Source organism: Allobosea sp. NPDC055332 (assembly GCF_053645455.1).
This window is the reverse complement of record NZ_JBSHMO010000001.1, coordinates 575866-599333: the sequence shown is the minus strand read 5'-3', so window position 1 is coordinate 599333 and position 23468 is coordinate 575866. Positions and strand designations below refer to the sequence as shown.

General features: G+C 67.7%; 19 protein-coding genes. 14 read left to right on the top strand and 5 right to left on the bottom strand.

From position 1 onward, the window contains the following. Positions 1–23 precede the first annotated feature (23 nt). The 8 genes from ACWIGM_RS03040 to recN all read left to right on the top strand — a co-directional run bounded on the left by ACWIGM_RS03040 (position 24) and on the right by recN (position 9724). A complete protein-coding gene (locus tag ACWIGM_RS03040) occupies positions 24–542 on the top strand; it encodes a MarR family winged helix-turn-helix transcriptional regulator (RefSeq protein WP_454024445.1) in 519 nt (172 codons plus the stop codon). A gap of 110 nt (positions 543–652) precedes the next feature. Next, complete coding sequence (locus ACWIGM_RS03035; RefSeq protein WP_454024444.1) at positions 653–1567, top strand: D-alanine--D-alanine ligase; 915 nt, start codon at positions 653–655, stop codon at positions 1565–1567. A gap of 2 nt (positions 1568–1569) precedes the next feature. Further along, on the top strand, positions 1570–2499 hold the full coding sequence (locus ACWIGM_RS03030; protein ID WP_454024443.1) for a cell division protein FtsQ/DivIB: 930 nt from the start codon (positions 1570–1572) through the stop codon (positions 2497–2499). Beyond that, positions 2496–3821, top strand: coding sequence for a cell division protein FtsA (ftsA, locus tag ACWIGM_RS03025; RefSeq protein WP_454024442.1), 1326 nt, complete (start codon positions 2496–2498; stop codon positions 3819–3821). The genes ACWIGM_RS03030 and ftsA overlap by 4 nt, the downstream gene beginning before the upstream one ends. Positions 3822–3950: 129 nt before the next feature. Next, a complete protein-coding gene (gene ftsZ, locus ACWIGM_RS03020) occupies positions 3951–5660 on the top strand; it encodes a cell division protein FtsZ (RefSeq protein WP_454024441.1) in 1710 nt (569 codons plus the stop codon). Between the two features lie 318 nt (positions 5661–5978). Beyond that, a complete protein-coding gene (gene lpxC, locus ACWIGM_RS03015; protein WP_454024440.1) occupies positions 5979–6926 on the top strand; it encodes a UDP-3-O-acyl-N-acetylglucosamine deacetylase in 948 nt (315 codons plus the stop codon). Positions 6927–7093: 167 nt separating this feature from the next. Continuing rightward, entirely contained in the window at positions 7094–7996 is a 903-nt protein-coding gene (locus ACWIGM_RS03010; protein WP_454024439.1) for an outer membrane protein assembly factor BamD, read from the top strand. A gap of 39 nt (positions 7997–8035) precedes the next feature. Next, a complete protein-coding gene (recN, locus tag ACWIGM_RS03005) occupies positions 8036–9724 on the top strand; it encodes a DNA repair protein RecN (RefSeq protein WP_454024438.1) in 1689 nt (562 codons plus the stop codon). Between the two features lie 176 nt (positions 9725–9900). On the opposite strand, the gene aidB is transcribed toward recN, so the two are convergent. After that, the gene (gene aidB, locus ACWIGM_RS03000; RefSeq protein ID WP_454024437.1) at positions 9901–10719 is read right to left on the bottom strand and encodes an AidB family quorum-quenching N-acyl homoserine lactonase; all 819 of its coding nucleotides are present in this window, start codon (positions 10717–10719) and stop codon (positions 9901–9903) included. Between the two features lie 226 nt (positions 10720–10945). Between aidB and ACWIGM_RS02995 the strand changes: the two genes are divergently transcribed. Further along, positions 10946–12037 (top strand): Cj0069 family protein, encoded by a 1092-nt coding sequence (locus tag ACWIGM_RS02995; RefSeq protein ID WP_454024436.1) that lies wholly within the window; start codon positions 10946–10948, stop codon positions 12035–12037. 231 nt (positions 12038–12268) lie between these two features. Further along, positions 12269–14338 (top strand): DEAD/DEAH box helicase, encoded by a 2070-nt coding sequence (locus tag ACWIGM_RS02990; protein WP_454024435.1) that lies wholly within the window; start codon positions 12269–12271, stop codon positions 14336–14338. Between the two features lie 161 nt (positions 14339–14499). Here the strand turns inward: ACWIGM_RS02990 and ACWIGM_RS02985 are convergent, their stop codons facing one another. Further along, positions 14500–14649 (bottom strand): hypothetical protein, encoded by a 150-nt coding sequence (locus tag ACWIGM_RS02985; protein WP_454024434.1) that lies wholly within the window; start codon positions 14647–14649, stop codon positions 14500–14502. A 112-nt stretch (positions 14650–14761) separates the two neighbouring features. On the opposite strand from ACWIGM_RS02985, the gene ACWIGM_RS02980 reads away from it, so the two are divergent. Genes ACWIGM_RS02980 through ACWIGM_RS02970 form a run of 3 tightly spaced genes read left to right on the top strand, consistent with a single transcriptional unit; the run spans position 14762 to position 17710 of the window. Next, positions 14762–15988 (top strand): ABC transporter substrate-binding protein, encoded by a 1227-nt coding sequence (locus ACWIGM_RS02980; RefSeq protein ID WP_454024433.1) that lies wholly within the window; start codon positions 14762–14764, stop codon positions 15986–15988. Positions 15989–16040: 52 nt separating this feature from the next. Then, positions 16041–16910 (top strand): carbohydrate ABC transporter permease, encoded by an 870-nt coding sequence (locus ACWIGM_RS02975; protein ID WP_454024432.1) that lies wholly within the window; start codon positions 16041–16043, stop codon positions 16908–16910. Then, positions 16907–17710, top strand: a complete 804-nt coding sequence (locus ACWIGM_RS02970) for a carbohydrate ABC transporter permease (RefSeq protein ID WP_454024431.1) — start codon at positions 16907–16909, stop codon at positions 17708–17710. Before ACWIGM_RS02975 ends, ACWIGM_RS02970 begins: the two co-directional genes overlap by 4 nt. A 134-nt stretch (positions 17711–17844) precedes the next feature. On the opposite strand, the gene ACWIGM_RS02965 is transcribed toward ACWIGM_RS02970, so the two are convergent. Beyond that, positions 17845–18654 carry a DUF2189 domain-containing protein gene (locus ACWIGM_RS02965; protein ID WP_454024430.1) on the bottom strand — a complete coding sequence of 270 codons (810 nt, stop codon included), beginning with the start codon at positions 18652–18654 and terminating at the stop codon, positions 17845–17847. Between the two features lie 192 nt (positions 18655–18846). On the opposite strand from ACWIGM_RS02965, the gene ligA reads away from it, so the two are divergent. Next, the gene (ligA, locus tag ACWIGM_RS02960) at positions 18847–20997 is read left to right on the top strand and encodes an NAD-dependent DNA ligase LigA (protein WP_454024429.1); all 2151 of its coding nucleotides are present in this window, start codon (positions 18847–18849) and stop codon (positions 20995–20997) included. A gap of 110 nt (positions 20998–21107) precedes the next feature. On the opposite strand, the gene pepT is transcribed toward ligA, so the two are convergent. Together pepT and ACWIGM_RS02950 are read right to left on the bottom strand one after the other, a co-directional pair. After that, positions 21108–22337 (bottom strand): peptidase T, encoded by a 1230-nt coding sequence (gene pepT / locus ACWIGM_RS02955; protein WP_454024428.1) that lies wholly within the window; start codon positions 22335–22337, stop codon positions 21108–21110. Between the two features lie 75 nt (positions 22338–22412). Beyond that, on the bottom strand, positions 22413–23456 hold the full coding sequence (locus tag ACWIGM_RS02950) for an AraC family transcriptional regulator (RefSeq protein ID WP_454024427.1): 1044 nt from the start codon (positions 23454–23456) through the stop codon (positions 22413–22415). Between the last annotated feature and the right edge of the window lie 12 nt (positions 23457–23468).

The following is a 23468-nucleotide window of genomic DNA, read 5'->3' as shown; positions in this document are numbered from 1 at the left end:
GGATAATTAGGCGCAGGATTTCGATGAGTCAAGCTGACGAGGTGAACGGGCAGGGTGGACCGCTGGATTCGATTCTGGCCCAGTGGCGCGTGGCGCGGCCGGACATCGATCCCAGCCCGATGGCGGTCTGTGGTGCGGTCTGGCGTGCGGGCGAGCGGATTCGCCAGGGGTTGGCCGGCAATCTCGCCGGGGCCGAGCTCGATTTCGCTGGTTTCGATGTGCTGATGACCCTGCGCCGTCAGGGCGAGCGCGGCGGCTCATTGACCCCGTCGGAGCTCGCCAAGGACATGATGCTATCGACCTCGGCGATGACGAATCGGCTCGACCGGCTGGAGAAGCGCGGGCTGATCGCAAGGCAGGCCGATCCACAGGATCGTCGCAGCCTGCGCATCGTGCTGACGTCCGAAGGTTTTGCGCTGATCGAGCGGCTGGTGGTCTCGCATGTGGCGACCGAGGAGCGGCTGCTCTCCGCGCTCGATCGGGCGGAACGGGAGCAGCTCAAGGCGCTGCTGGCCAAGGTCGCGGCCGGGGAAGGGGAGTGAGTCCGGCGCGCAACAGCTGCTCGCGCATTAACCGGCAGGGCACATCGTTAACGCGTCGTTAACCATGTCGGATCAGGTTCGGACCCAGGAGTTCGGTGTCAGGAACCTTGATGAGCAAGCATGTCGCAGTGCTGATGGGCGGGTGGTCGGTCGAGCGTGAGGTCAGCCTCCGCAGCGGCGCGGCCTGTGCCCGGGCGCTCGAAGGCGTCGGCTATCGCGTCACGCATGTCGAGGTCGGCCGCGACGTCGCGGAGGTGCTGGCGAAGCTGAAGCCCGACGTTGCCTTCAACGCCCTGCACGGCCGCTTCGGCGAGGACGGCACCATCCAGGGCGTGCTCGAGATTCTCGGCATCCCCTATACCCATTCCGGCGTGCTCGCCTCCTCGCTCGCCATCCGCAAGGACAAGGCGAAGATGGTCGTGGCCGCCGCCGGCGTGCCGGTGGCGAAGGGCGTCACCGTCTCGCGTTTCGAGGCGGCGAAACGGCATGTCCTGCCGCCGCCCTATGTGATCAAGCCGATCGACGAAGGCTCCTCGGTCGGGGTGGTGATCGTTAAGAAAGGCCGCGAGCACCCGCCCCAGGAGATCGCCCGGCCAGACTGGCCCTGTGGCGAGACCATGCTGGCCGAAACCTTCATCGCCGGGCGCGAGCTGACCTGCGCGGTGATGGACGGCAAGTCCTTGGGGGTAACGGAGATTCGGGCGGCGACGGGCGACTTCTACGACTACGACGCCAAATATGCCAAAGGCGGCTCAATCCACATCTGCCCGGCGCAAATTTTACCGAATCTTTACCGCCAAATCGAAGAGTGTGCGTTAACGGCCCATCAAGCAATCGGGTGCCGCGGCGTCAGCCGTTCAGATTTCCGCTACGACGACGAGAGCGACACGCTCGTCTGGCTGGAGGTCAACACGCAGCCCGGCATGACCGAAACCAGCCTGGTGCCTGAATTAGCCGCCCATGCGGGCATGAACTTCGGTGAGCTCGTCAAATGGATCGTCGAGGACGCCTCCTTGAATCGGTGAAGGTGGATCCGGTGTTCGCCGGCTCCAACCTGCCGATGCGCGTGACGGGGCCACAGCTCCTCGTCGGCGAGCGCTCGCGCCGCTGGTTCCGCGGTTCGCGCCGCAGCGCCGTCGCCGTGCCGCTGGCCGAACGGCTGCCGGGCGGGCTCGGCTCCTTCCTGGCGATCGGCTTCCTCGTGCTCACGGGCGTGAGCGGCGCGATCCTGGGTGGGCATTACGAGACCTTCCGCGAGAACTACGGTGAGCCGAGGCACGCGCTCGCCCGGCTCGTCGGGCTCGGCATCGACCGGATCACCATCTCGGGCCTGAGCGGGCTTTCCGAGATCGAGGTCCTGGTCGCCGCCGGGATCGATCCGAAGATCTCGCTCGCCTTCTTCGATGCCGACGAGGCGCGCAAGCGGCTCGAGGCGACGCCGATGATCCGCGAGGCCTCGGTCCGCAAGCTCTATCCCGGCGAGATCTCGATCAACCTGACCGAGCGCGAGCCCTATGCGCTCTGGCAGGTCAAGGGCGAGCTCTTCCTGATCGCCCAGGACGGCACGGTGATCGACAAGATGGACGACGGGCGTTTCGCCTATCTGCCGCTGGTCGTAGGCCCTGACGCCAACGTCAAGGCGAAGGAATACCTCGCGCTGCTCGGCGAGGCCGGCTCTTTCGCCTCGCGCATCCGGGCCGGCAGCCTCGTCGCCGGCCGGCGCTGGAACCTGAAGCTCGACACCGGCGCCGACATCAGGCTGCCGGAGCAGGGCGCCGGCGCCGCGCTGAAGCGCCTGGCCAGCCTCGAGCAGGACTTCCGAATCAGCGAAAAGGATCTGATCGCCATCGACATGCGCCAGCCCGACCGCGTCACCATGCGCCTGACCGAAGAAGCCGCGACCACGCGGGCCGAACAGCTCAAGAGCAAGACCAAGAAGAAGGGCGGCGAGGCATGAGCTTGACCTCGCAAGGCCTGACCCCGCGAATGCGGCCGTTGTCGTCGCGCAAGAGCGCGACCTTGTCGATTCTGGACATCGGTACGAGCAAGGTCGTCTGCCTGATCGCCGAGCTGAATCCGGCCGAGGCGAACGAGCGGCTGCGCGGGCGCACCCATGTCGCGCGCATCATCGGCATCGGCCATCAGCGCTCGCTCGGCCTCAAGGGCGGCGCGATCATCGACCTCGAAAGCGCCGAGCGCGCCATCCGCGCCGCGGTCGACGCGGCCGAGCGCATGGCCAAGGTCGAGGTCCAGTCCGTCATCGTCAACCTGACCGGCGGACGGCTGAACTCGCAGCACTACCAGGCCAGCGTCGATCTGCGCGGCGGCTCGGTCGGGGACTCCGATGTGAAGCGGGTGCTTGCCGCGGCGGCGACCCATGCGATCCGGCCGGGCAAGGCGGTGCTGCATGCGCTGCCGACCGGCTACGCGCTCGACGGTTCGCCCGGCGTGCTCGATCCGCGCGGGCTGATCGGCGGCTCGCTCTCGGTCGACATGCATGTGGTGGCGGCGGAAGCGGCGGCGGCGCGCAATGTCATGCTCGCGGTCGAGCGCTGCCATCTCGAGGTCGAGGCAGTGGTCGCGAGCCCCTATGCGGCGGGTCTCTCCGTGCTGGTCGACGACGAGGCCGAGATGGGCGTCGTCGTGGTCGACATGGGCGGCGGCACGACCTCGCTCGGTGTCTTCTCCGGTGGGCATCTGACCCATGCCGACGCGATCGCCGTCGGCGGCAACCACATCACCATGGACGTGGCGCGCGGGCTCTCGACCCGCGTCTCCGCGGCCGAGCGGCTGAAGACGCTGCACGGCTCGGCGATCGCCAGCCCGTCCGACGAGCGCGATATGATCGCGGTGCCGCAGGTCGACGACGACGAGCGCGACACGCCGAACCATCTGTCGAAGTCGCATCTGGTGCGGATCATCAAGCCGCGCGTCGAGGAGATCCTCGAACTGGTGCGCGACCGGCTGAAGGCGGCCGGCTTCCAGGCGGAGGCCGGGCGGCGCGTCGTCCTGACCGGCGGCGCCTGCCAGCTGACGGGCATGCCGGAAGTGGCGCGGCGCGTGCTCGGCGGCCAGGTCCGCACCGGCCGCCCGCTCGGGATCAAGGGTTTGCCGGAGGCGGGCAAGGGCCCGTCCTTCGCGGCGGCGGTCGGCCTCCTGGTCTACCCGCAGGTCGCGCATGTCGAACATTTCGAGCCTCGGGCAGGGGCGTCGTTCTTCGCCCACGCGACCGATGGCTACTTCTCCCGCGTCGGCCGCTGGCTGCGCGAGAGCTTCTGAGTGTAGCGGGCCGCGCCGCCGAAGGGCGAAGCGACCCGGGGTGAGTATCAGCAGAACGGGGCTCCGGCCCCTGGCGTGGAAGACGGGACGGCCCGCCAGGAGCCGGACAAGACAGTGAAAGAGGTAATCATGGCGATGAACCTGCAAGCCCCGGACATCCGGGAACTCAAGCCCCGGATCACCGTGTTCGGTGTCGGCGGCGCCGGCGGCAATGCCGTGAACAACATGATCGAGGCCGGTCTCGACGGCGTCGATTTCGTCTGCGCCAACACCGACGCGCAGGCGCTCGCACTGGCCCGCGCCCCGCGCATCATCCAGATGGGCCTCCAGGTCACCGAGGGCCTCGGCGCCGGCTCGCAGCCGGAAGTCGGCCGCGCGGCCGCCGAAGAGGTGATCGACGAGATCCGCGACCATCTCGCCGGCGCGCACATGGTCTTCATCACCGCCGGCATGGGCGGCGGCACCGGCACGGGCGCGGCTCCCGCGATCGCCCGCGTCGCCCGCGACATGGGCATCCTCACCGTCGGCGTCGTCACGAAGCCGTTCCAGTTCGAAGGCCAGCGCCGCATGCGCATGGCGGAGGCCGGCATCGGCGAGCTCAACGAAGCCGTCGACACGCTGATCGTCATCCCGAACCAGAACCTGTTCCGCGTCGCCAACGAGAACACCGGCTTCGCCGATGCCTTCGGCATGGCCGACCAGGTGCTCTACTCGGGCGTCGCCTGCATCACCGACCTGATGGTCCGTCCCGGCCTGATCAATCTCGACTTCGCCGACGTCCGCGCCGTGATGCGCGGCATGGGCAAGGCGATGATGGGCACCGGCGAGGCCCAGGGCGAGAAGCGCGCGCTCTCGGCCGCCCAGGCCGCGATCAACAACCCGCTGCTCGACGACGTCTCGATGAAGGGCGCGCGCGGCCTGCTGATCTCGATCACCGGCGGTCGCGACATGAAGCTTTACGAGGTCGACGAAGCCGCCACCCGCATCCGCGAGGAGGTCGATTCCGAGGCCAACATCATCGTCGGTGCCACCTTCGACGAGGCGCTGGAAGGCACGATGCGCGTCTCGGTCGTCGCCACCGGCATCGACAAGCCGATGAGCGCCCAGGGCGAGCTCGACCCGACCGAAGCCCGCATCGCCGAGGTCGCCGAGCGGCTGAAGGCCGAGGCGCGGCTGCGCTCGGCCGTCCCGAATGTCCGCACCTCCGCTGCAGCTCCTCTCGCTCCGGCGCCGATGCCGGCTCCCGTCGCCGAGACCATGATGCTCGAGCCGGTCCGCGCTCCCGCGCCGGCCCCGCAGAGCTTCGCCGCCGACGTCCGTATCGAGCCGGCCCAGCCGCGCCCGGCCATGGTCGCCCCGCCGGTCGTCGAGGCGCCGATGCCCGAGACCTCACTGCCGCATCATGAGGACAGCTTCATCCCGCCGATGCCCGAGCGTGCCGTGATCCGCCCGACCCGCATGCCGCGCGTCGAGGACCTGCCGCTGCCGGCCCAGCATCAGATCGCGCAGAGCCGCGGTGCGGTGCCCGCTCCGGCGCCGGCCTCGGTCGAGCAGAAGCGCATGTCGCTGATGCAGCGCCTGGCCTCGGTCGGCTTCGGCCGCAAGGAGGACGAGCACGAGGTTCCGATGGCGCCGCCGGCTCCGGCCCCGCGTCAGGCTCCACCAGCCCCGGCCGCCGGCCCCAGCGCCGCGCATGCCGAGTTCATGCGCCGCCCGCCGGTGCCGGCGACCCGGCCGGCCCAGGGCCAGCTCGACCAGCTCGGCCGCGCCGCTCCGGCCCGCAATACGGAAGAGGACCAGCTGGAGATCCCGGCCTTCCTGCGCCGCCAGTCGAACTGAGTTGCAGGATCCGGTTCAACCGGTTTAAACGAAAAGGCCCGGCGGAACCTTCCGCCGGGCCTTTTTTAACGACTGAAAAACCATATACATCAAGCAGATGGTTAAGGTTTTATGGCTTTGTAACCTCTGTTACAGAGCGAAAGAAAGCGTGATTTTGAAGCCTGTGCGCCTGCGCGTATCTTGCAGCGCATCACCGGGTAAGGGGATTCGGGATTAATCCCGAGTTCGCGGCAATTCAGGGAACCGCGTCGATCGTCGAACAGGTTGCGCCGCAAGGCGCTGGCCCGAAGATCGTCGCGCTTGAGACGGATACTGAGTATGATGGCTGAACGGCAGACGACCCTACGCTCGCCCGTGACCCTGCAAGGCATCGGCGTTCATTCCGGGGCTCCCGCCTGCCTGACGCTGCGGCCTTCCACTGCCAATTCCGGCGTCGTCTTCTTGCGCAAGGGCCTCGAAGGCGGCCATGAGCAGCTGATCCACGCCCGCCACAACAAGGTCAGCGCCACCGAGCTGTGCACGGTGATTGGCGACCAGGCGTCCGGCTCCGTCGCCACGATCGAGCATCTGATGTCGGCCTGCGCCGGCCTCGGGCTCGACAATGTGCTGATCGAGATCGACGGCCCGGAAATGCCGATCATGGACGGCAGCGCCGCCGAGTTCGTCGCTGCCATCGAATCGACTGGTCTCGTCGCCCTCGGCGCGACCCGCCGCTACCTCAAGGTGCTGCGCCCGGTCCGGATCGAGCATGGCCGCGCCTTCGCCGAGCTGGCGCCGTCCGAGAACGGCTTCCGCCTCGACGTCGAGATCGACTTCGACACCAAGGCGATCGGCCGCCAGCGCAAGATCTTCGATCTCGATCCCGAGGCTTATGCCCGCGAGATCTCCCGCGCCCGTACCTTCGGCTTCATGCGCGATGTCGAGCAGCTCTGGAAAGCCGGCTTCGCGCTCGGGGCCTCGCTCGACAACACCGTCGCGATCGGCGACGACAAGGTGATCAATCCCGAGGGCCTGCGCTACGCCGACGAGTTCGTGCGCCACAAGGTCCTCGATGCGGTCGGCGACCTCGCTCTGGCCGGCTACCCGATCCTCGGCGAGTTCCGTTCCTATTGCGGCGGCCATCGCATGAATGTCCGCATCCTCGAGGCCCTGTTCGCCGACCGCGCCAACTACGCGATCGTCGAGGCGCAGCCGGTCTACGCGCATCAAGCGGTGCAGATGGCGGCCGGCCCGGTGCCTGCCGCGCTCGCGCCCGACCTGCACTGAGCAGGGTATTACGCGACGCCACGCCTTGCATTCGCCCGTTTCCTGTTGGAAACGGCGAGCGTACTGCATGAAGCGCCCGTCACGCTTGGCGAAAAGGCTGCTTCTGAGCTAAAGCCATTTCGCGCGCCCTGGCACGGGGTGCTTCAAGGACGGATGAAGTGAGCGTCATGCGGCTGAAGACATTCAACTCCGGCGAATCGGCGAGCGGTGGTAAGCGCCTTGCGCTGGCCTTCGCCCTCGCGGCTGCGCTCGGCGGCTGCGACACGATGAGCGCGCTCAACCCGTTCGACCGGCCTGAGACCTACAAGCCCGAGGTGCTGCCGGAGGTCCCGGCCGACAAGCTCTACAATGAGGGTCTCGCCCGTCTCCAGAACGGCGACACCGAGGGCGCGAACAAGAAGTTCGAGGAGATCGACAAGCAGGCGCCGTTCTCGCCCTATTCGAAGCGGGGCCTGATCATGACCGCCTACGCCAATTACGAGGCGGCCAAATACGACGACGCGATCACCGCCTCGAAGCGCTTCCTGGCGCAGAACCCGGCGAGCCCGGATGCGGCCTATGCGCAGTACATCCTGGCGATGTCCTATTACAACCAGATCCCGGATGCGACGCGCGATCAGGACCGCACCGACCAGGCCCTGCGCGCCATGCAGGAGCTGCTCGACCGCTATCCCAAGTCGGAATACGTCCTCGACGTGCGCGAGAAGATGCTGGTCGCGCGCGACCAGCTCGCCGGCAAGGAGATGAATGTCGGCCGCTTCTATCTGGAGAAGCGCAACTATACCGGCGCCGTCAGCCGCTTCCGCGAGGTCATCACCAAGTACCAGACCACGCGCCATGCCGAGGAGGCGCTGATGCGCCTGACCGAGGCCTATATGGCGCTCGGCATCACCAACGAGGCGCAGACCGCCGCCGCGGTGCTCGGCCACAACTTCCCGGACAGCCCTTGGTACAAGGACGCCTATAGCCTCCTCGAGAGCGGCGGCCTGCAGCCGCGCGAGGATCGCGGCTCCTATATCAGCCGGCTGTTCAACGGCTTCACCCGCGCGGTCACCGGCCTGGTCCGCTGACCGCATGAGTGCGGCCTAGCCGCCAGCTCCAGAGCCGCCATGCTCGCCCAGCTCTCGATCCGCGACATCGTTCTGATCGACCGGCTCGACTTGGGTTTCGAGGACGGGCTCAGCGTGCTGACCGGCGAGACCGGCGCCGGCAAATCGATCCTGCTCGACGGTTTCGCGCTGGCGCTCGGCGCCCGCGGCGATGGCGGCCTCGTGCGCCATGGCGAGAGCCAGGGCCAGGTCAGCGCCGTCTTCGACCTGCCGATGTCGCATCCGGCGCGCGCGCTCGCGCAGGCGCAGGAGATCGACACCGACGGCGACCTGATCCTGCGGCGCGTGCAATATGCCGACGGTCGCACCCGCGCCTTCGTCAACGATCAGCCGGTCAGTGTCCAGATCCTGCGGATGATCGGCGCGGCGCTGGTTGAGATCCACGGCCAGCATGACGACCGGGCGCTGACCGACCCGGCCCAGCACCGCACCATCCTCGATGGCTTCGGAGAGCTCGGCGAGCAGGCGGCTGAGGTCGCCCGCGCCAGCGAGACTTTGAGGAAGGCGCGACAAGCCCTGCAGAGCCAGCGTATCCGGGTCGAGACGGCGCGCAAGGAGGCCGATTTCCTACGCCATGCCGTGGCCGAGCTCGGCAAGCTCGCGCCCGAGCCAGGTGAGGAAGAGGCGCTCGCCGCCAAGCGCCAGGGCATGATGGCGGCTGAGAAGGTGGCGCGAGATATCATCGAGGCCTTCGAGGCGGTCGGCGGCACGGCGTCCCCGGTCGGGGCGCTGTCGGGCGTGCTGCGCCGGCTAGAGCGGCGGGCGGCTCAGGCGCCGGAGCTGGTCGACCCCTCCATCGCCGCGTTGACCACGGCGGTGGTCGCACTCGAGGAGGCGGGAGAAACCCTGCAGGCGGCGGTGCGCGCCGCCGAGTTCGACCCGCGCGTACTGGAGCGGGTCGAGGAGCGGTTGTTCGCCTTGCGGGCGGCGGCGCGCAAGTTCGACGTGCCGGTCGATGCCCTGCCGGCGCTGGCCGAGACGATGGCGGCCGACCTTGCCGCGCTCGACGAGAGCGAGGGCTCGCTGAAGCGGCTGGAAGCCGAGCTCGCCGAGGCCGAAGCCGCCTATGTCGCACTGGCGACGGCGCTCTCGGCCGGGCGCATCCGGGCAGCGTCGGCGCTCGATGCCGCGGTGAAGGCGGAGCTGCCGCCGCTGAAGCTGGAGCGGGCGAGGTTCATCACGCAGATCGACAGCGACCCCGATGGGCGCGGGCCGGAAGGGCTCGACCGCGTCGAATTCTGGGTCGAGACCAATCCGGGCACGCGGCCCGGCCCGATGATGAAGGTCGCCTCGGGCGGCGAGCTCTCGCGCTTCATGCTGGCGCTCAAGGTGGTGCTGGCCGAGCGCGGCTCGGCCCCGACACTGGTCTTTGACGAGATCGACACCGGCGTCGGCGGCGCCGTGGCGGATGCGATCGGCGAGCGGCTGGCGCGGCTGGCGGCGCGGGTGCAGGTCGTCTCGGTGACGCATGCCCCGCAGGTCGCGGCCAAGGCCGGGCAACATTTCCTGATCGCGAAATCGGCGCAGGGCGAGGAAGGCGCGGATGAGCGTACCGTCACCCGCGTCTCGCCCTTGCAGGACGGCAGCCGGCGCGAGGAGATCGCCCGCATGCTCGCCGGCGCCTCGATCACCGAGGAGGCGCGGGCGGCTGCCGGCAAGCTGCTCGATGCGGCCGGGATGCGCGGCTAGCTGAGCGTCTTTCCGGGACTTCGCGCAGCGAAGGGCCCGGAACCCAGAACCGACGCCGGTTGCGATGACGGCTTGGCTCTCGACTCGCTCTTGCTATGCTTGTTTCGGCTCTGGGTTCCGGGCTCAGGCCTGTCGGCCTGCCCCGGAAAGACGGTGCGGCGCCATTCGAGCATAGGTCAGGCGGGGATCAACTCGTATCCCGCGCTGTTCTCGATCACGCGTCTGAAGCCCTCGATATGGCCGCCCGAGACGAGCCAGCCTTCGCGCGCGGCGCGCTCCAGAATGGCGCGGCGAGAGGTGAGGGCGGTGGCGGCGTCGAAATCGTAGACGAAGCCGATCTCCGGTTCCGAGGCCTGCAGATCGGAGAGATGCAACGCATCGCCCCAGAGCAGCAGGCTCTCCTCGCCCTCGATCAGATAGCCGCTATGGCCGATGGTGTGGCCGGGGAGCGGTATCAGAGTGATGCCGGGCCGCACCGTGCCAGCCGGGGCGGAGCGGATGCGATCGGCATAGTGCTTCTTCAAGGTCGCCGTGACGGCAAAGCCGCCCTGCCGGTTCTGCGGCGTCTGCGCGCGGTTTGCCTCCTCTCCGAAGAAGCCGAAATCGGCCGCGGGCACGATGATCTCGGCCTTGGGGAAACGGGCTCGCTCGCCGTCGAACAGGCCGAGCGCGTGATCGCCGTGCAGATGCGTGATCAGGACGCGCTCGACCTGCTCGGCGGCAATTCCCGCGCTCGCCATGGCGGCGGGAGCATGGCCCATCGCCTCGCCCCAGGAGGGGCCGGTGCCGGCATCGACCAGGGTGATCCCATCAGCGCCCTTCAGGGCGAAGCAGTTGACGGGGATGCTGACCTTCGGCTTGCCCCAGCGCGCCACGGCGTCGTCGCGAGCGGCCTGTCCGCTTGCATGGATCAGGACGTCGAGCGGCGCCTCGAACACGCCATCATGCAAGGTGAGCACATCGTAGGAGTCGAACCGCCGCCAAGTCTCGTTCATGCCCACTCGCCTCTTTCTTTGGTACGCTTTTAGACCACGCAGCGCCCACGCCCGACAACGGAACCAAGGCCCGGTGGCTAGCTTCGACACGTCCTGTCCTTGATCACGTGGCATATCGCATTTATGAATCGCGCGTCGGGGTATCGCAGGCTCCCGGCGCTGCAAAGACGGTTTCCGTCCAAGTCCTGCTCGCGATCCGCATTGATCACGCGGACGGAGCACGATGATGAACGCGGGACCGTTTTCTGTATCCGGGCGTACAGCTCGCATCGGCCGTATCGCTATCCTCTGGCGCGGTGATGAAACCGAACGCCACGGCGCTACTCCACAAGCCAGCCGGTTCAAGGATGTTTTCGCGGCGCTTGCCAATCTCGGCGTCGATGCGGAGCCAGTGGTTTACGAGGACGATGTTCTCGATGCCGTGCGGTCGCAACTCGCCCGGTTCGATGGCGTCCTTGTTTGGGTCAATCCGCTTCACGAGGGGCGCAACCGCGTCAAGCTCGATGCGCTTCTTCGCGAAGTCGCGGCGCGCGGCATCTGGGTGAGCGCACATCCCGATGTGATCCTCAAGATGGGCACCAAGGAGGTGCTTCATCGTACCCGCACGATGAGTTGGGGCTGCGATACGGCTCTCTATCGAACGGTCGATGCGATGCGGGCCGAATTGCCGGGGAGGCTTGCCACTGGCGCACGCGTGATCAAACGCAACCGCGGCAATGGTGGCCAAGGCGTTTGGAAGGTCAAGGCGCTCGCGGACGCGGGTGGCGGCTCAAGGGTGCGGATCCTGGACGCCACCAAGGCCGAACCGGAGGAGATGCCTTTGGAGGAGTTTCTGAAGAGATGTGAGGCGTATTTCGAGGACGGTTGCGTCATCGACCAGCCGTTCCAGGAGCGCCTGAGCGAAGGCGTGGTGCGCTGCTACATGGCGGGCGATCGCTGTGCCGGCTTTGGCTACCAGAAGGTCAAGGCGCTCGTTGAAGCACCGGCCGCGCGTGCCGCAGCCGGTGCGCGGCTTTACACCTCGAAGGCCGATCCACGCTTCCAGCGCTTGCGGCGGTTGATGGAAGACGAATGGACACCGCAATTGATGTCCTCGCTGGACCTCGCGCGGCATGACCTGCCGATGATCTGGGATGCCGATTTCATGCTTGGCGGGCGCGGCGTAGACGGGACCGACAACTACGTGCTTGGCGAGATCAATGTCAGTTCGGTGTTTCCGATTCCGGACGAGGCAGCGGAGGAAATCGCGCAGCGCGTTGTCGATCGGCTGGAGTCGAGGCCGGACCTGGCGGCGACGCAGACTGCAGTTGGGCGTTAAAGCGTCCGCGACCCAGACAACATTGCCGGAAAGCGGAGCCTGCAACGAGCCGACAATGAACCGGGCGGCATGGCCGGTCTCCACTGCCGCATACGGGGTGGGCCTATGCTGCATTCCCTTTTCCCGCGATTTCCTCTATGTGCAGCGCAATATCGCGGTGCCGCGTCCCGGCGCCGCCCCTCGTTCTGCGTGCTGCCGACCCGCCAGCTGCAACCTAAGGCCTGACATCGAATGTCCTTCATCTCCACGAGCGCGCCGCTCGCGCGTGCGCTCGCCGACCGCAATTACAATGAGCCGACGCCCGTCCAGGCTGCCGTGCTGGAAGAGGCCGCTGCCGGCCGCGACCTGCTGGTCTCGTCGCAGACCGGCTCGGGCAAGACCGTCGCTTACGGGCTCGCCCTTGGCGGCGACCTGATCGGCGAGGCCGAGGTCCTGCCGCGCGCAGGGCTGCCGCTGGCGCTGATCGTCGCGCCGACGCGCGAGCTGGCGCTCCAGGTCCAGCGCGAGCTCGCCTGGCTCTATGGCGAGGCGAAGGCCCGGATCATCGCCTGCGTCGGCGGCATGGACCCGCGGCGCGAGGCGATGCTGCTGGCCGAGGGGGCGCATATCGTCGTCGGCACGCCCGGACGCCTGCGCGATCATCTTGATCGCGGCCAGCTCGATCTCTCGGCGCTGAAGGCGGTAGTGCTCGACGAGGCCGACGAGATGCTCGACCTCGGCTTCCGCGACGATCTCGAATTCATCCTGGAGGCCGCGCCGGAAGAGCGCCGCAGCCTGCTGTTCTCGGCGACGCTGCCGAAGGCGATCATCGCGCTCGCCAGGAGCTATCAGCGCGATGCGCTGCGCATCGAAGTCGCAGGCACCGAGGGTGGCCATGCCGATATCGAGTATCGCGCCGTCCGCGTCTATCCGCGCGAGAGCGAACTCGCCGTCGTCAACCTGCTGCGCTTCTACGACGCTCCTTGCGCGCTGGTGTTCTGCAACACCCGCAACGCCGTGCGCCATCTCGAGGCGGCGCTGCTGGAGCGTGGCTTCGCTGCCGTTTCGCTTTCGGGCGAACTCAGCCAGAGCGAGCGCAATTCGGCGCTGCAGGCGCTGCGCGACGGTCGGGCGCGCATCTGCGTCGCGACCGACGTCGCCGCGCGCGGCATCGACCTGCCGGGGCTGACGCTGGTCGTCCACGCCGAGCTGCCGAACGATTCCGAGGTGATGCAGCATCGCAGCGGCCGCACCGGCCGGGCCGGCAAGAAAGGCATCAGCGCGCTCCTGGTGCCGCCGTCGCGCCGACGCAAGGCGCAGATGCTGCTCGCCGGTGCCGGCGTCGAGGCCGAATGGGTCGCCGCCCCGACGCAGGACGACATTCGTGGGCTCGACCAGGAGCGCATGCTGCAGGATCCGCTGCTCTCGGGCGAGGCCGGCGAGGACGATGCCGGCATGATCGGCGCGCTGCTCGCCGGGCGCTCGGCCGAGGAACTCGCTGCCGCGCTGGTGCGCGTCTACCGCTCGCGCCTGCCGGCGACGGAAGAGGTCGGCGATCCCAATTTCGGTCATGAAGAGCGTCGGCCGGCCCGCAGCACCGAGGAGTATGCGCAGAAGCGCACGCCCGGCGAGCGGGAGCGCGGCGAGCGTTCGGGCCCGCGCGGCGAGACGGTCTGGTTCCGCCTCAGCACCGGCCGCAAGGACGGCGCCGATCCGCGCAAGCTGCTGCCGATGATTTGCCGCCGCGGCCAGATCACCCGCGACGAGGTCGGCGCGATCCGCATCTTCGACCGCGAGACCAAGGTCGAGATCGATGCCGATGTCGCCGAGCGCTTCGCCGAGCTGACGCGCGTGCCCGATCGCGACCGGATCACGATCGAGCAGGTCGCCGGCGAGGGCGAACGCCGGGCAGCCAAGCCCTTCGGCGAGAAGGCGAGCCATGCGCCGCGCGGTGCCCATCCGGCGCGCGACGAGCGTTCGAGCGAGCGCAAGCCTTATGAGGGCAAGCGCAAGCCGTTCGGCGCCAAGCCTTACGACCCGACGCGGCGCGACCGCGAGCCGGTCTATGAGGAGACGGCGATCCTGCGGCCGGAACGCCCCTCCTTCGATAAGAAGGGCGAGCATGGCGGCAAGCCGTTCGCCGGCAAGTTCAAGGGTGGCAAGAAGCCGTTCGGGGCATCGCATGGCGGCGAGCGCCCGGCTGGCGGCGAAGGGCGGCCGGCGGGCAAGAGCTTCGGCGAGAAAAAGCCCTTTGGCGCAAAGAAGCCTTTCGCCGGCAAGAAGCCGTTCGGTGCGAAGAAGCCGCGTCGCGACGACCGCTGAGACAGGCTGAATCTGCGCCTCATCGTCATGGTCAGGCTCGTCCCGACCATCCATGCCTTTCCGTCACTGATCGCATGCGGTGTTCAAGACGTGGATGCTCGCCACAAGGGCGAGCATGACGGCTGGAACAGCGTTGTACGCTGAGCCTCAGGCGGCTGCGATCAACGCAGCCCGAGGAAGGACAGGATCGCGAGAACGACGACGACCAGGCCGACGATGTAGATGATGTTGTTCATGACGGAGCCCCCTCCGGTTGCGTTGCCGTCGTATCGCAACGGCTGATGTTCGGTGCGGCAGCGCCGCAGCACCATCCGAACGCAGCGCCGCGCGGGATTGTTCCGAAATCGTCGTATATCTGTTGCACTGGCCAGCCATCCGCTCCCACAATGCCCGCCCGGGCAGAGACCCGGACGGGGGAATGCCATGAGGACGATGGGTAAGGCGCTCGGCGCCGTGTTGATGTTGGCCGGGCTCGTTCTGCCCGCCGCCGCGCAGGACCGACTGGTGATCGCCGGGCGCGATGCCGGCTTCGCGCCGGCGCTGGCCAAGATGGTCGAGCTCTACCAGGCCAAGAATCCGAGCGTGAAGATCGAGCGGCTCGAGCTCGGCGGCGGCCCGCTCTATGAGCGCCTCGCGGTCGGCGCGCGCGAAAAGACGGCGGCGACCGATGTCGCCATGCTCGACGACATCTGGGCGCCGGAGTTCATGGCGCGCGGCTGGCTCACCGATCTCGACACGGTCGGCGGCCTGCCGGGCGAGTTCGTCAAGTCGGCGATCGACGTCTCCAAGCACAACGGCAAGCTCTATGCGGCGCCCTTCGTCGGCAACATCGCCATGTTCGCCTATCGCAAGGACCTGCTCGCCAAGCACGGCTTCGAGCGGCCCAAGACCTGGAGCGACGTCGTCAAGGCGGCGCAGGTGATCCAGTCCAAGGAAGAGGGCGTCTCCGGCCTCGTCTTCCGCGGCATCAAGGGCAACCCGATCGTCACCTCCTTCCTGCCGGTGCTGTGGGCCCATGGTGGCGACGTCGTCACCGCCGACGGCAAGGCCGTGCTCGATACGCCCGAGGCCGAGAAGGCGCTGACCCAGTTCCTGTCGTTCAAGGCGCTCGCGCCGAAGGGCGTCGAGACCTACAACGCGACCGAACTGCGCGATGCGATCCAGCAGGGCCGCGCCGCGATCGCGGTCGAGATGTGGTCGTCCTGGGCCGGCACGCTCGACGGCAGCGCCTCGAAGGTCGCTGGTCAGGTCGAGGTCGTCGCCTCCCCGGGCGAGGTCAAGGGGCCGGCGCCGATGCTGGGCGCGTGGCTGCTCGGCATCCCCGCCGATTCGCCGAACAAGGCGCGCGCCGCCGACTTCATCCGCTTCGTCACCAGCCCTGAGAACCAGAAGCTGATCGCGCTCGAGACCGGCAATCCGCCGACGCTCGCTGCGCTGTTCAACGACAAGGACCTCGTCGCCAAGTACCGCTGGTACCCGGCGCAGCTCGAGGCGCTCAACGTCGCCCAGGCTCGCCCGCGCATCAGCCAGTGGGCCCGCGTCGAGACCATCCTCGGCGACTATCTCCAGCTCGCCCTGATCGGTCAGATGCAGCCCAAGCAGGCGCTGACCGAGGCCAACGCCCAGATCGCCCGCGCTCTGTCGCGCTGACCTCAACGCGGGCCGCCTCCTCGCGAGGCGGCCCGCTTTCCGTCTGGACGTAATGACCGCTTCACGCCGCCTATTGCCCTGGCTCCTGCTCACGCCGGCGCTCCTGATCTTTGCCGGGCTGACGCTCTACCCGCTCGGGCGGACGCTGGCGCTCTCGCTGTTCGCCACCGATTACGGCTTCGAGAACGCCAAGTTCGTCGGGCTCGAGAATTTCCAGGAGCTCTGGGACAGCCGCTTCTTCCGGCAGGCGGTGACCAACACCGTGCTGTTCACGGTGGTGTCGACCGTGCTCGAGGTCGCGGCGGGCCTAGGGCTGGCGCTCCTGCTCGACCGCGCCTTTCCGGGCCGCACGCTCGTCATGACGCTGCTGCTCGCGCCCTTCGTGCTCTCGACCATGGTGGTCACCGCTATCTGGCGGGCCTGGTTCCATTTCGATCTCGGCTTCCTCAACAACCTCCTGCGCACCGTCGGCCTGCCCGGCGTGCCCTGGCTGTTCGATCCCAATCTCGCGCTCTGGTCGATCGTCCTGGTCGATCTCTGGCAGACCGCGCCCTTCGCCTTCCTGATCATCTTCGCGGGACTGCGACTGATCCCGCAGGATGTCTACGAGGCCGCCCGCGTCGATGGCGCCGGGCCGTGGCGGCGCTTCCGCGACATGACGCTGCCGCTGCTGGCGCCCTATCTCTTCGTCGCGGCGCTGTTGCGTTCGGTCGACAGTTTCAAGCTGTTCGACAAGGTCTACGCCATGACCGGCGGCGGGCCGGGGCAGTCGACCGAGACGGTCTCGATGTTCGTCTACCGGCAGGGCTTCCGCTTCTTCGACATCGGGCTGGCTTCGGCCGCCGCCGTGGTGATGATCGTCGTCGCCGGCCTGCTCGCAGTCATCTACGCGGCGTCGCTGCTGCGGGGGGCGGGCCGATGATCCGGATCATTGCCGCCTTCGGCCTCTGCGCGCTCTCGCTGATCCCGCTGCTCTGGATGGTCGCGACCTCGTTCAAGCCGCCGGCCGAATATGTCTCGACCTCGATCGCGCTCTGGCCGCAGGATCCGACGCTGGTGCATTACCGCGTGCTGCTCGATGGCGGGATGTGGCGGCTCGGGCTCAACAGCGTCGTGGTGGCGCTCGGTACGGTAGGCCTGTCGCTGCTGGCCGGGCTGCCGGCGGCCTATGCGCTGGCGCGTTTCCAGTTGCCCAAGCGCTTCGACGTCGTCTTCCTCGGCTTCGTGCTGGTGATCAAGCTGGCGCCGCCGATCGCGCTCGCCATCCCGCTCTATCAGGTGCTGCGGGCGCTTGGCCTGCTCGACAGCCATCTCGGGCTGATCCTCGCCAACCAGATCCTGGCGCTGCCCTTCGCGATCTGGATGCTGCTCGGCTTCGTCCGCGACGTGCCTTACTCGTTCGAGGAGGCGGCGATGCTCGACGGCGCCGGCTTCGTGAAACGGCTGCTCGAGATCGTCGTACCGCTGCTGATGCCTGGGCTGGTTGCGACCGCGGTCTTCGTCGCGATCATGAGCTGGAACGAATTCCTGTTCGCGCTGCTCTTCATCCAGACGCCGTCGAAATTCACCTTGCCGGCCTTCATCGCGACGCTGATCAACGAGGATGAGACCTTGTGGGGCAGGCTCTCGGCGATGGGGCTGATCGCGTCGCTGCCGGTGCTGCTCGCGGTCGGGCTGGTCAGGCGCGGGCTGACGCGCGAGGTGTCGGTCGATCAGCATTGAGGGCCGCACGCCGTCATGCTCGCCCTTGTGGCGAGCATCCACGTCTTGAACACCGCTTTTGCCGAAGGCAGACGTGGATGGTCGGGACAAGCCCGACCATGACGGGGAGGTGGCCGCCGCCGCTTAGGCCGCGCCTACCGCGGCACGACCTTGCGGTAGAAGTGCCAGCTGGCATGGCCGAGGACCGGCATCACGATGATCAGGCCGACCAGCACCGGCAGCGAGCCGAGCACCAGCAGGGCCGTGATCGTCAGGGCCCAGTACAGCATGACCCGCGGGTTCTTCTCGACGGCCGCCATCGAGGTCTTCACCGCGGTCCCCACGTCGACATGCCGGTCGAGCATCAGCGGGAAGGAGATGACCGTCATCGAGAACACCAGGATGGCAAACAGCATGCCGAGCGCGTTGCCCAGGATGATCAGCGTCCAGCCATTCACCGTGGTCAGCAGCGGCGTCATGAAGCTTGCGAAGGAATCGAGCGGCGCATCGCCCATCAGCCAGCGATAAATGATCCAGGCGCTGAACAGCCAGGTGAGGAAGACGCCGGTGAGCAACCCGCCGAGCAGGGCGATCTGGCCGATGCCGGGCGAGTGCACGACATCGAGGGCGTGCTTCCAGGAGGTATCCATGCCGAGCTCGCGGCGGCGGCTGATCTCGTAGAGGCCGATCGCCGCGAACGGGCCGAGCAGGGCGAAGCCCGAGGCCAGCGGGAACAGCAGCGGGAAGATGTTGTAGCTCACCGTCAGATGGGCGAGCAGAACCCCTGCGATCGGATAGATCAGCGCGATGAAGAGCAGATGGCTCGGCTGAGCCATGAAGTCGGAATAGCCCTGCCTGAGAGCGTCCTTGATGTCCGCGATGCCGATCTCGTTGACGGGCAGGGCGTCGGGCGGTGCAGCATCGTTCGCCGCCACGTGATCGTGATGGAGATGGGTATCGGCCATGGCGTTCTTCCCGGTTCCGGCCCGGTTCGCCGCGGCGGTCCTGACACGATCCTCCGGTCAAGACCTGCGAGGCGTCGAGCATCCATTTCAGCGGGGAAAGACTACACCCGACCGGCTCCTGCCACAAATCGGCTTACTCAAATCGTGAAACAGGAGCTTCGCAGGAAACTTCCCCTGAACTAGAACTGCGCCATGGCCGACACTGTTCCCACCCCAGTCGAAGATCTGACCCCCGAGGCTGCCCGCGCCGAGCATCAGGCGCTGGCGCCCGAGATCGCCGCCGCCAACGAGGCCTATCACAGCGACAGCGCGCCGATCATGGACGACGCGACCTTCGACGCGAAGTTCCGGCGCCTGACGGCGCTGGAAAGCGCCTTCCCGGAGCTCAAGGGCCTTGAGGCGCTCTCGGACAGGGTCGGCGCCAAGCCCTCGGGCAAGTTCGCTAAGATCCGGCACCGCGTGCCGATGCTCTCGCTCAACAACGCCTTCGCCGACGAGGACATCGCCGACTTCGTCACGCGCGTGCGGACCTTCCTCGGCCGCAAGGACGACCAGCCGATCGCCTTCACCGCCGAGCCGAAGATCGACGGGCTCTCGCTCTCGCTGCGCTATGAGAAGGGCGAGCTGGTCAGCGCTGCGACCCGTGGCGACGGCGAGGAGGGCGAGGACGTCACGGCCAATGCGCGCACGATTTCCGAGATCCCGCATCGGCTGAAGGGCAAGGATGTGCCCGAGATCGCCGAGGTGCGCGGCGAGATCTATCTCGGCCATGCCGATTTCGCCGCGATCAACCAGCGCCAGCGCGAGAAGGAAGAGCGCGAATTCGCCAATCCGCGCAACGCCGCCGCCGGCTCGCTGCGCCAGCTCGACGTCTCGATCACCGCGAGCCGGCCTCTGCGCTTCTTCGCCTATGCCTGGGGCGAGATGCCGGAGCTGCCGGCGCCGACCCAGTTCGGCGTCGTCGAGGTCTTCGCGCGCTGGGGTTTCAAGACCAATCCGCTGATGGCGCGCTGCGAGAGCGTCGAGGCATTGCTGGCGCATTACCGCTCGATCGAGGCGCAGCGCGCCACGCTCGGCTACGACATCGATGGCGTGGTCTACAAGGTCGACGATCTCGCCCTGCAGGCGAGGCTCGGCTTCGTCGCCCGCGCGCCGCGCTGGGCGATCGCCCACAAGTTCCCGGCCGAGCTTGCGACCACGGTGCTGGAGGCGATCGACATCCAGGTCGGGCGGACCGGCGCGCTCTCGCCGGTGGCGCGCCTGAAGCCGGTGACGGTCGGCGGCGTCGTCGTCACCAATGCGACGCTGCACAACGAGGACTATATCCGCGGCTTCGATTCGAAGGGGCTGCCGATCCGCGACGGCAGCGACATCCGCATCGGCGATACCGTGACGGTGAAGCGCGCCGGCGACGTCATCCCGCGCGTCGAGGCGGTCGACCTCGCCAAGCGGCCGGCCGATGCGCAGCCTTATGTCTTCCCGACGAACTGCCCGGTCTGCGGCTCGGATGCGGTGCGCGAGCACAATCCGCGCTCGGGCAAGGAGGATGCGGTGCGCCGCTGCACCGGCGGGCTGATCTGTGAGGCGCAGGCGGTCGAGCGTCTCAAGCATTTCGTCTCGCGCGACGCGCTCGATATCGACGGGCTCGGCGACAAGCAGATCGAGTTCTTCCACGACGATCCCGACCTGCCGGTGAAGCAGCCGGCCGACATCTTCACGCTGGCTGAGCGCGATGCGGCGAACCTGAAGAAGCTCAAGGACAAGGAAGGTTTTGGCGCGACCAGCACGAAGAAGCTGTTCGAGGCGATCGACGATAGGCGCAAGCCCCCGCTCAACCGCTTCATCTTCGGGCTCGGCATCCGCCATATCGGCGAGACCAATGCGCGCTTGCTGGCGCGCCATTACGGCTCGTTCGAGGCGCTGCAGGCCGCCTGCCTCGCCGCCGAGAACCCGGAGAGCGAGGAGCGCGCGGCGCTCGATGCGATCGACGGCGTCGGCCCGACCGTGGTCGAGGCGCTGCTGCAGTTCTTCGCCGAGGAGCACAATCAGCAGATGCTCGTCCGGTTGCTTGCGGAAGTGACGCCGCAGCCGCTGGAGGCGGTGGCCTCGTCCAGCCCGGTCGCCGGCCAGATCGTCGTCTTCACTGGCGCGCTTGAGCGCATGACCCGCGACGAGGCCAAGGCGATGGCCGAGCGATTGGGCGCCAAGGTCGCCGGCTCGGTCTCGTCGAAGACGGACCTGCTGGTGGCGGGGCCAGGCGCCGGCTCGAAGCTCAAGGATGCGACCAAGCACGGCGTCAAGGTGATCGACGAGGCCGGCTGGTTCGAGCTGGTGGGCGGGTAGCGTCACCGTCATGCTCGCCCTTGTGGCGAGCATCCACGTCTTGAACACTGCGCTGCACGAAGGAAGACGTGGATGGTCGGGACAAGCCCGACCATGACGGAAAATGGCGCCTAACCCCGCCCCGCCGCCAGCGTGCAGATCATCCTTGCCACCTCATAGGACTTCTCGAAGGCCGGCACCGGCAGGAACTCGTAACGCGAGTGGAAATTATAGGCGCCGGTGAAGAAGTTCGGGGTCGGCAGGCCGCGGGCCGAGAGCGCCGCGCCGTCGGTGCCGCCGCGCATCGGGATCTGCTTCTTCCTGATCTGCAGCGCCTCCAGCGCGCCGAAAAGCAGCTCGACCGGGCGCTGGTCGTCGCCGAGGCTGTCATGGATGTTGCCGTAGGTGTCGCTGACCACGCAGTCGACCCGGCCGGTCGGATAGAGCGCGGCGATCTCGGTAGTGACCTCCGTGAAGCGGCGCTTGCGCGCCTCGAAGCTCTGTCTGTCGAAATCGCGGATCAGCGCTCCCAGCCTGGCTTCGCTGGCATTGGCGGTGATGGCGTTGAACCAGACATAGCCTTCGCGCCCCTCGGTGTTCTCCGGCGTCTCAGAGCGGTCGAAGCGGCTGATGAAGTCCTGCGCCATCAGCACCGGGTTCACCAGCACGCCCTTGGCCGACATCGGATGGGTGCTGACGCCGGTCAGGGTGATCTCGACAGCGGCGGCGTTGAAGTTCTCGATCACGACTTCGCCGAGCTCGCAGCAGTCGATCGTATAGGCGAAGTCGCAGGGGAAACGGGCGAGATCGAGGACCTTGGCGCCGCGCAGGCCGATCTCCTCGTCCGGGACGAAGGCGACGGCGATGTCGCCATGCCGATCCTGCGGGCCAAGATTGGCGAGCAGGGTCATGATCACCGTGATCGCCGCCTTGTTGTCGGCGCCGAGCACGCTAGTGCCGTCGCTGGCGATGATCTCGGCGCCCTGCCAGTCGCTGAGCTGCGGGTGCTCGGCGACGCGCAGCCAGATGTCCCGCTCGCGATTGAGGCAGAGATCCCCGCCGTCGAAGCGCAGGAGCTGCGGGCGGATATCGGGCGAGAGGCCGGCGTCGAAGGTATCGAGATGGGCGATGAAGCCGATCTTGGGTGCGTCCGGCACGGTGCCGCGCTTCAAGGCCGTGACGGTGGCGCGCTCGTCGATCACGACATCGTCGAGGCCGAGCGCACGCAATTCGTCGGCCAGCAGTTCGGCGAGGCGCTGCTGGCCCGGCGTGCTCGGCAGCGTCGTCGCCTTGATGTCGCTCTGGCTGGAAACCGCGGCATAGCGGAAGAAGCGCTCGATCAATTGCTGGCGGATGCTCATGGTCGTCAGTACTCGTTCGCGGGATTATGACCGTCATTGCGAGCCTAAGCGAAGCAATCCAGAAGCGGCAGAGCTCTACGTTCCCCTGGATTGCTTCGTTGCTTCGCTCCTCGCAATGACGGGAAGCCTGCCGGCAGGGGAAGCATCGACCGGCCGCGTCGCGGGGATCGGCGGCTCGGCGTTGCGGAAATGGCTCGGCGACTTGCCGATCACCCGCTTGAAAGCGCGGCTGAACGAGGCCTCTGAGTCGTAGCCGAGGCGGCGCGCCACGGCCGAAATCCGCATCCGGTCGCGCACCAGCCATTGCCTGGCCTGGTGCATCTGGACCTGCAGGACATAGCGGGCGGGGGTCTCGCCGACGACGCTGGCGAAGCGCTCGGCGAAGGCCGAGCGCGAGGCGTGCATCACCCTGGCGAGCGCGTCGACCGTCCAGTCCTCGCTCGGATTGAGATGGATCGCGGCAAGCACGCGGCCAATATCGGGGTCACGCGCGGCGGCGACCCAGCCGGTGGCGCTGCCGCAACCGCGCTCGACCCAGGAGCGGATCAGGGCGGCGGCGACGACATCGGCCAGGCGGGTGAGGATGCCGGCGGCGCCGACCCGGTCGAGCGTGAGTTCGCAGGCCATGGTGGTCAGCAAAGCGGGGATGGCCGGCTCGGCCACCGCCATTTCATGCACCCACATCAGCTCCGGCATCATCCGCAGCATCGGGTGCTGGGCATCGACGTTGAAGCAGAGGCTGGCGCTGAAGAACAAGGTCGCCTCGCCTTCTCCCGCCCCGCCGCGTGCCTCGGCGATCTCGCCGCAGCAGTGCTGGAAGGCGCAGTTGCCATTCGGTTTCGCCGAGAGGCCGGGCTCGCTGGCGAGCGCATGCTCGACGCCGCGGGGCATCAGCACGGCATCGCCCTGTTCGAGCCGGCACCACTCACCCTCGGGCGTGCGCAGCCAGCAGCCCCGCTCGGCCATGAAGTGCAGGCGTGCCGCCGGCTGGGCCGGGAACAGCAGGCACCAGGGCGTCGTCATCTCGTAGCGGGCGTAGTCTACGCCTTCGAGCCGAAGGCCGCGGAGCATCTCCGTGAGCGGGTCCGGCGCCGATCTTCTGGACGATTGGTCAAGCATCCCGGGTTTTCT

Excerpts from the sequence above, each read along its gene's own strand:
- ACWIGM_RS03040 (WP_454024445.1), top strand. The coding sequence starts at position 24 with ATGAGTCAAGCTGACGAGGTGAACGGGCAGGGTGGACCGCTGGATTCG.
- ACWIGM_RS02950 (WP_454024427.1), bottom strand. The coding sequence starts at position 23,456 with ATGCTTGACCAATCGTCCAGAAGATCGGCGCCGGACCCGCTCACGGAG.
- lpxC (WP_454024440.1), top strand. The coding sequence starts at position 5,979 with ATGATGGCTGAACGGCAGACGACCCTACGCTCGCCCGTGACCCTGCAA.
- ligA (WP_454024429.1), top strand. The coding sequence starts at position 18,847 with ATGGCCGACACTGTTCCCACCCCAGTCGAAGATCTGACCCCCGAGGCT.
- ACWIGM_RS02985 (WP_454024434.1), bottom strand. The coding sequence starts at position 14,649 with ATGGTGCTGCGGCGCTGCCGCACCGAACATCAGCCGTTGCGATACGAC.
- ACWIGM_RS02975 (WP_454024432.1), top strand. The coding sequence starts at position 16,041 with ATGACCGCTTCACGCCGCCTATTGCCCTGGCTCCTGCTCACGCCGGCG.
- recN (WP_454024438.1), top strand. The coding sequence starts at position 8,036 with ATGCTCGCCCAGCTCTCGATCCGCGACATCGTTCTGATCGACCGGCTC.
- pepT (WP_454024428.1), bottom strand. The coding sequence starts at position 22,337 with ATGAGCATCCGCCAGCAATTGATCGAGCGCTTCTTCCGCTATGCCGCG.
- ACWIGM_RS03035 (WP_454024444.1), top strand. The coding sequence starts at position 653 with ATGAGCAAGCATGTCGCAGTGCTGATGGGCGGGTGGTCGGTCGAGCGT.
- ACWIGM_RS02990 (WP_454024435.1), top strand. The coding sequence starts at position 12,269 with ATGTCCTTCATCTCCACGAGCGCGCCGCTCGCGCGTGCGCTCGCCGAC.
- ACWIGM_RS02995 (WP_454024436.1), top strand. The coding sequence starts at position 10,946 with ATGAACGCGGGACCGTTTTCTGTATCCGGGCGTACAGCTCGCATCGGC.
- ftsA (WP_454024442.1), top strand. The coding sequence starts at position 2,496 with ATGAGCTTGACCTCGCAAGGCCTGACCCCGCGAATGCGGCCGTTGTCG.
- ACWIGM_RS02970 (WP_454024431.1), top strand. The coding sequence starts at position 16,907 with ATGATCCGGATCATTGCCGCCTTCGGCCTCTGCGCGCTCTCGCTGATC.
- aidB (WP_454024437.1), bottom strand. The coding sequence starts at position 10,719 with ATGAACGAGACTTGGCGGCGGTTCGACTCCTACGATGTGCTCACCTTG.
- ACWIGM_RS03010 (WP_454024439.1), top strand. The coding sequence starts at position 7,094 with ATGCGGCTGAAGACATTCAACTCCGGCGAATCGGCGAGCGGTGGTAAG.
- ACWIGM_RS02965 (WP_454024430.1), bottom strand. The coding sequence starts at position 18,654 with ATGGCCGATACCCATCTCCATCACGATCACGTGGCGGCGAACGATGCT.
- ftsZ (WP_454024441.1), top strand. The coding sequence starts at position 3,951 with ATGGCGATGAACCTGCAAGCCCCGGACATCCGGGAACTCAAGCCCCGG.
- ACWIGM_RS02980 (WP_454024433.1), top strand. The coding sequence starts at position 14,762 with ATGAGGACGATGGGTAAGGCGCTCGGCGCCGTGTTGATGTTGGCCGGG.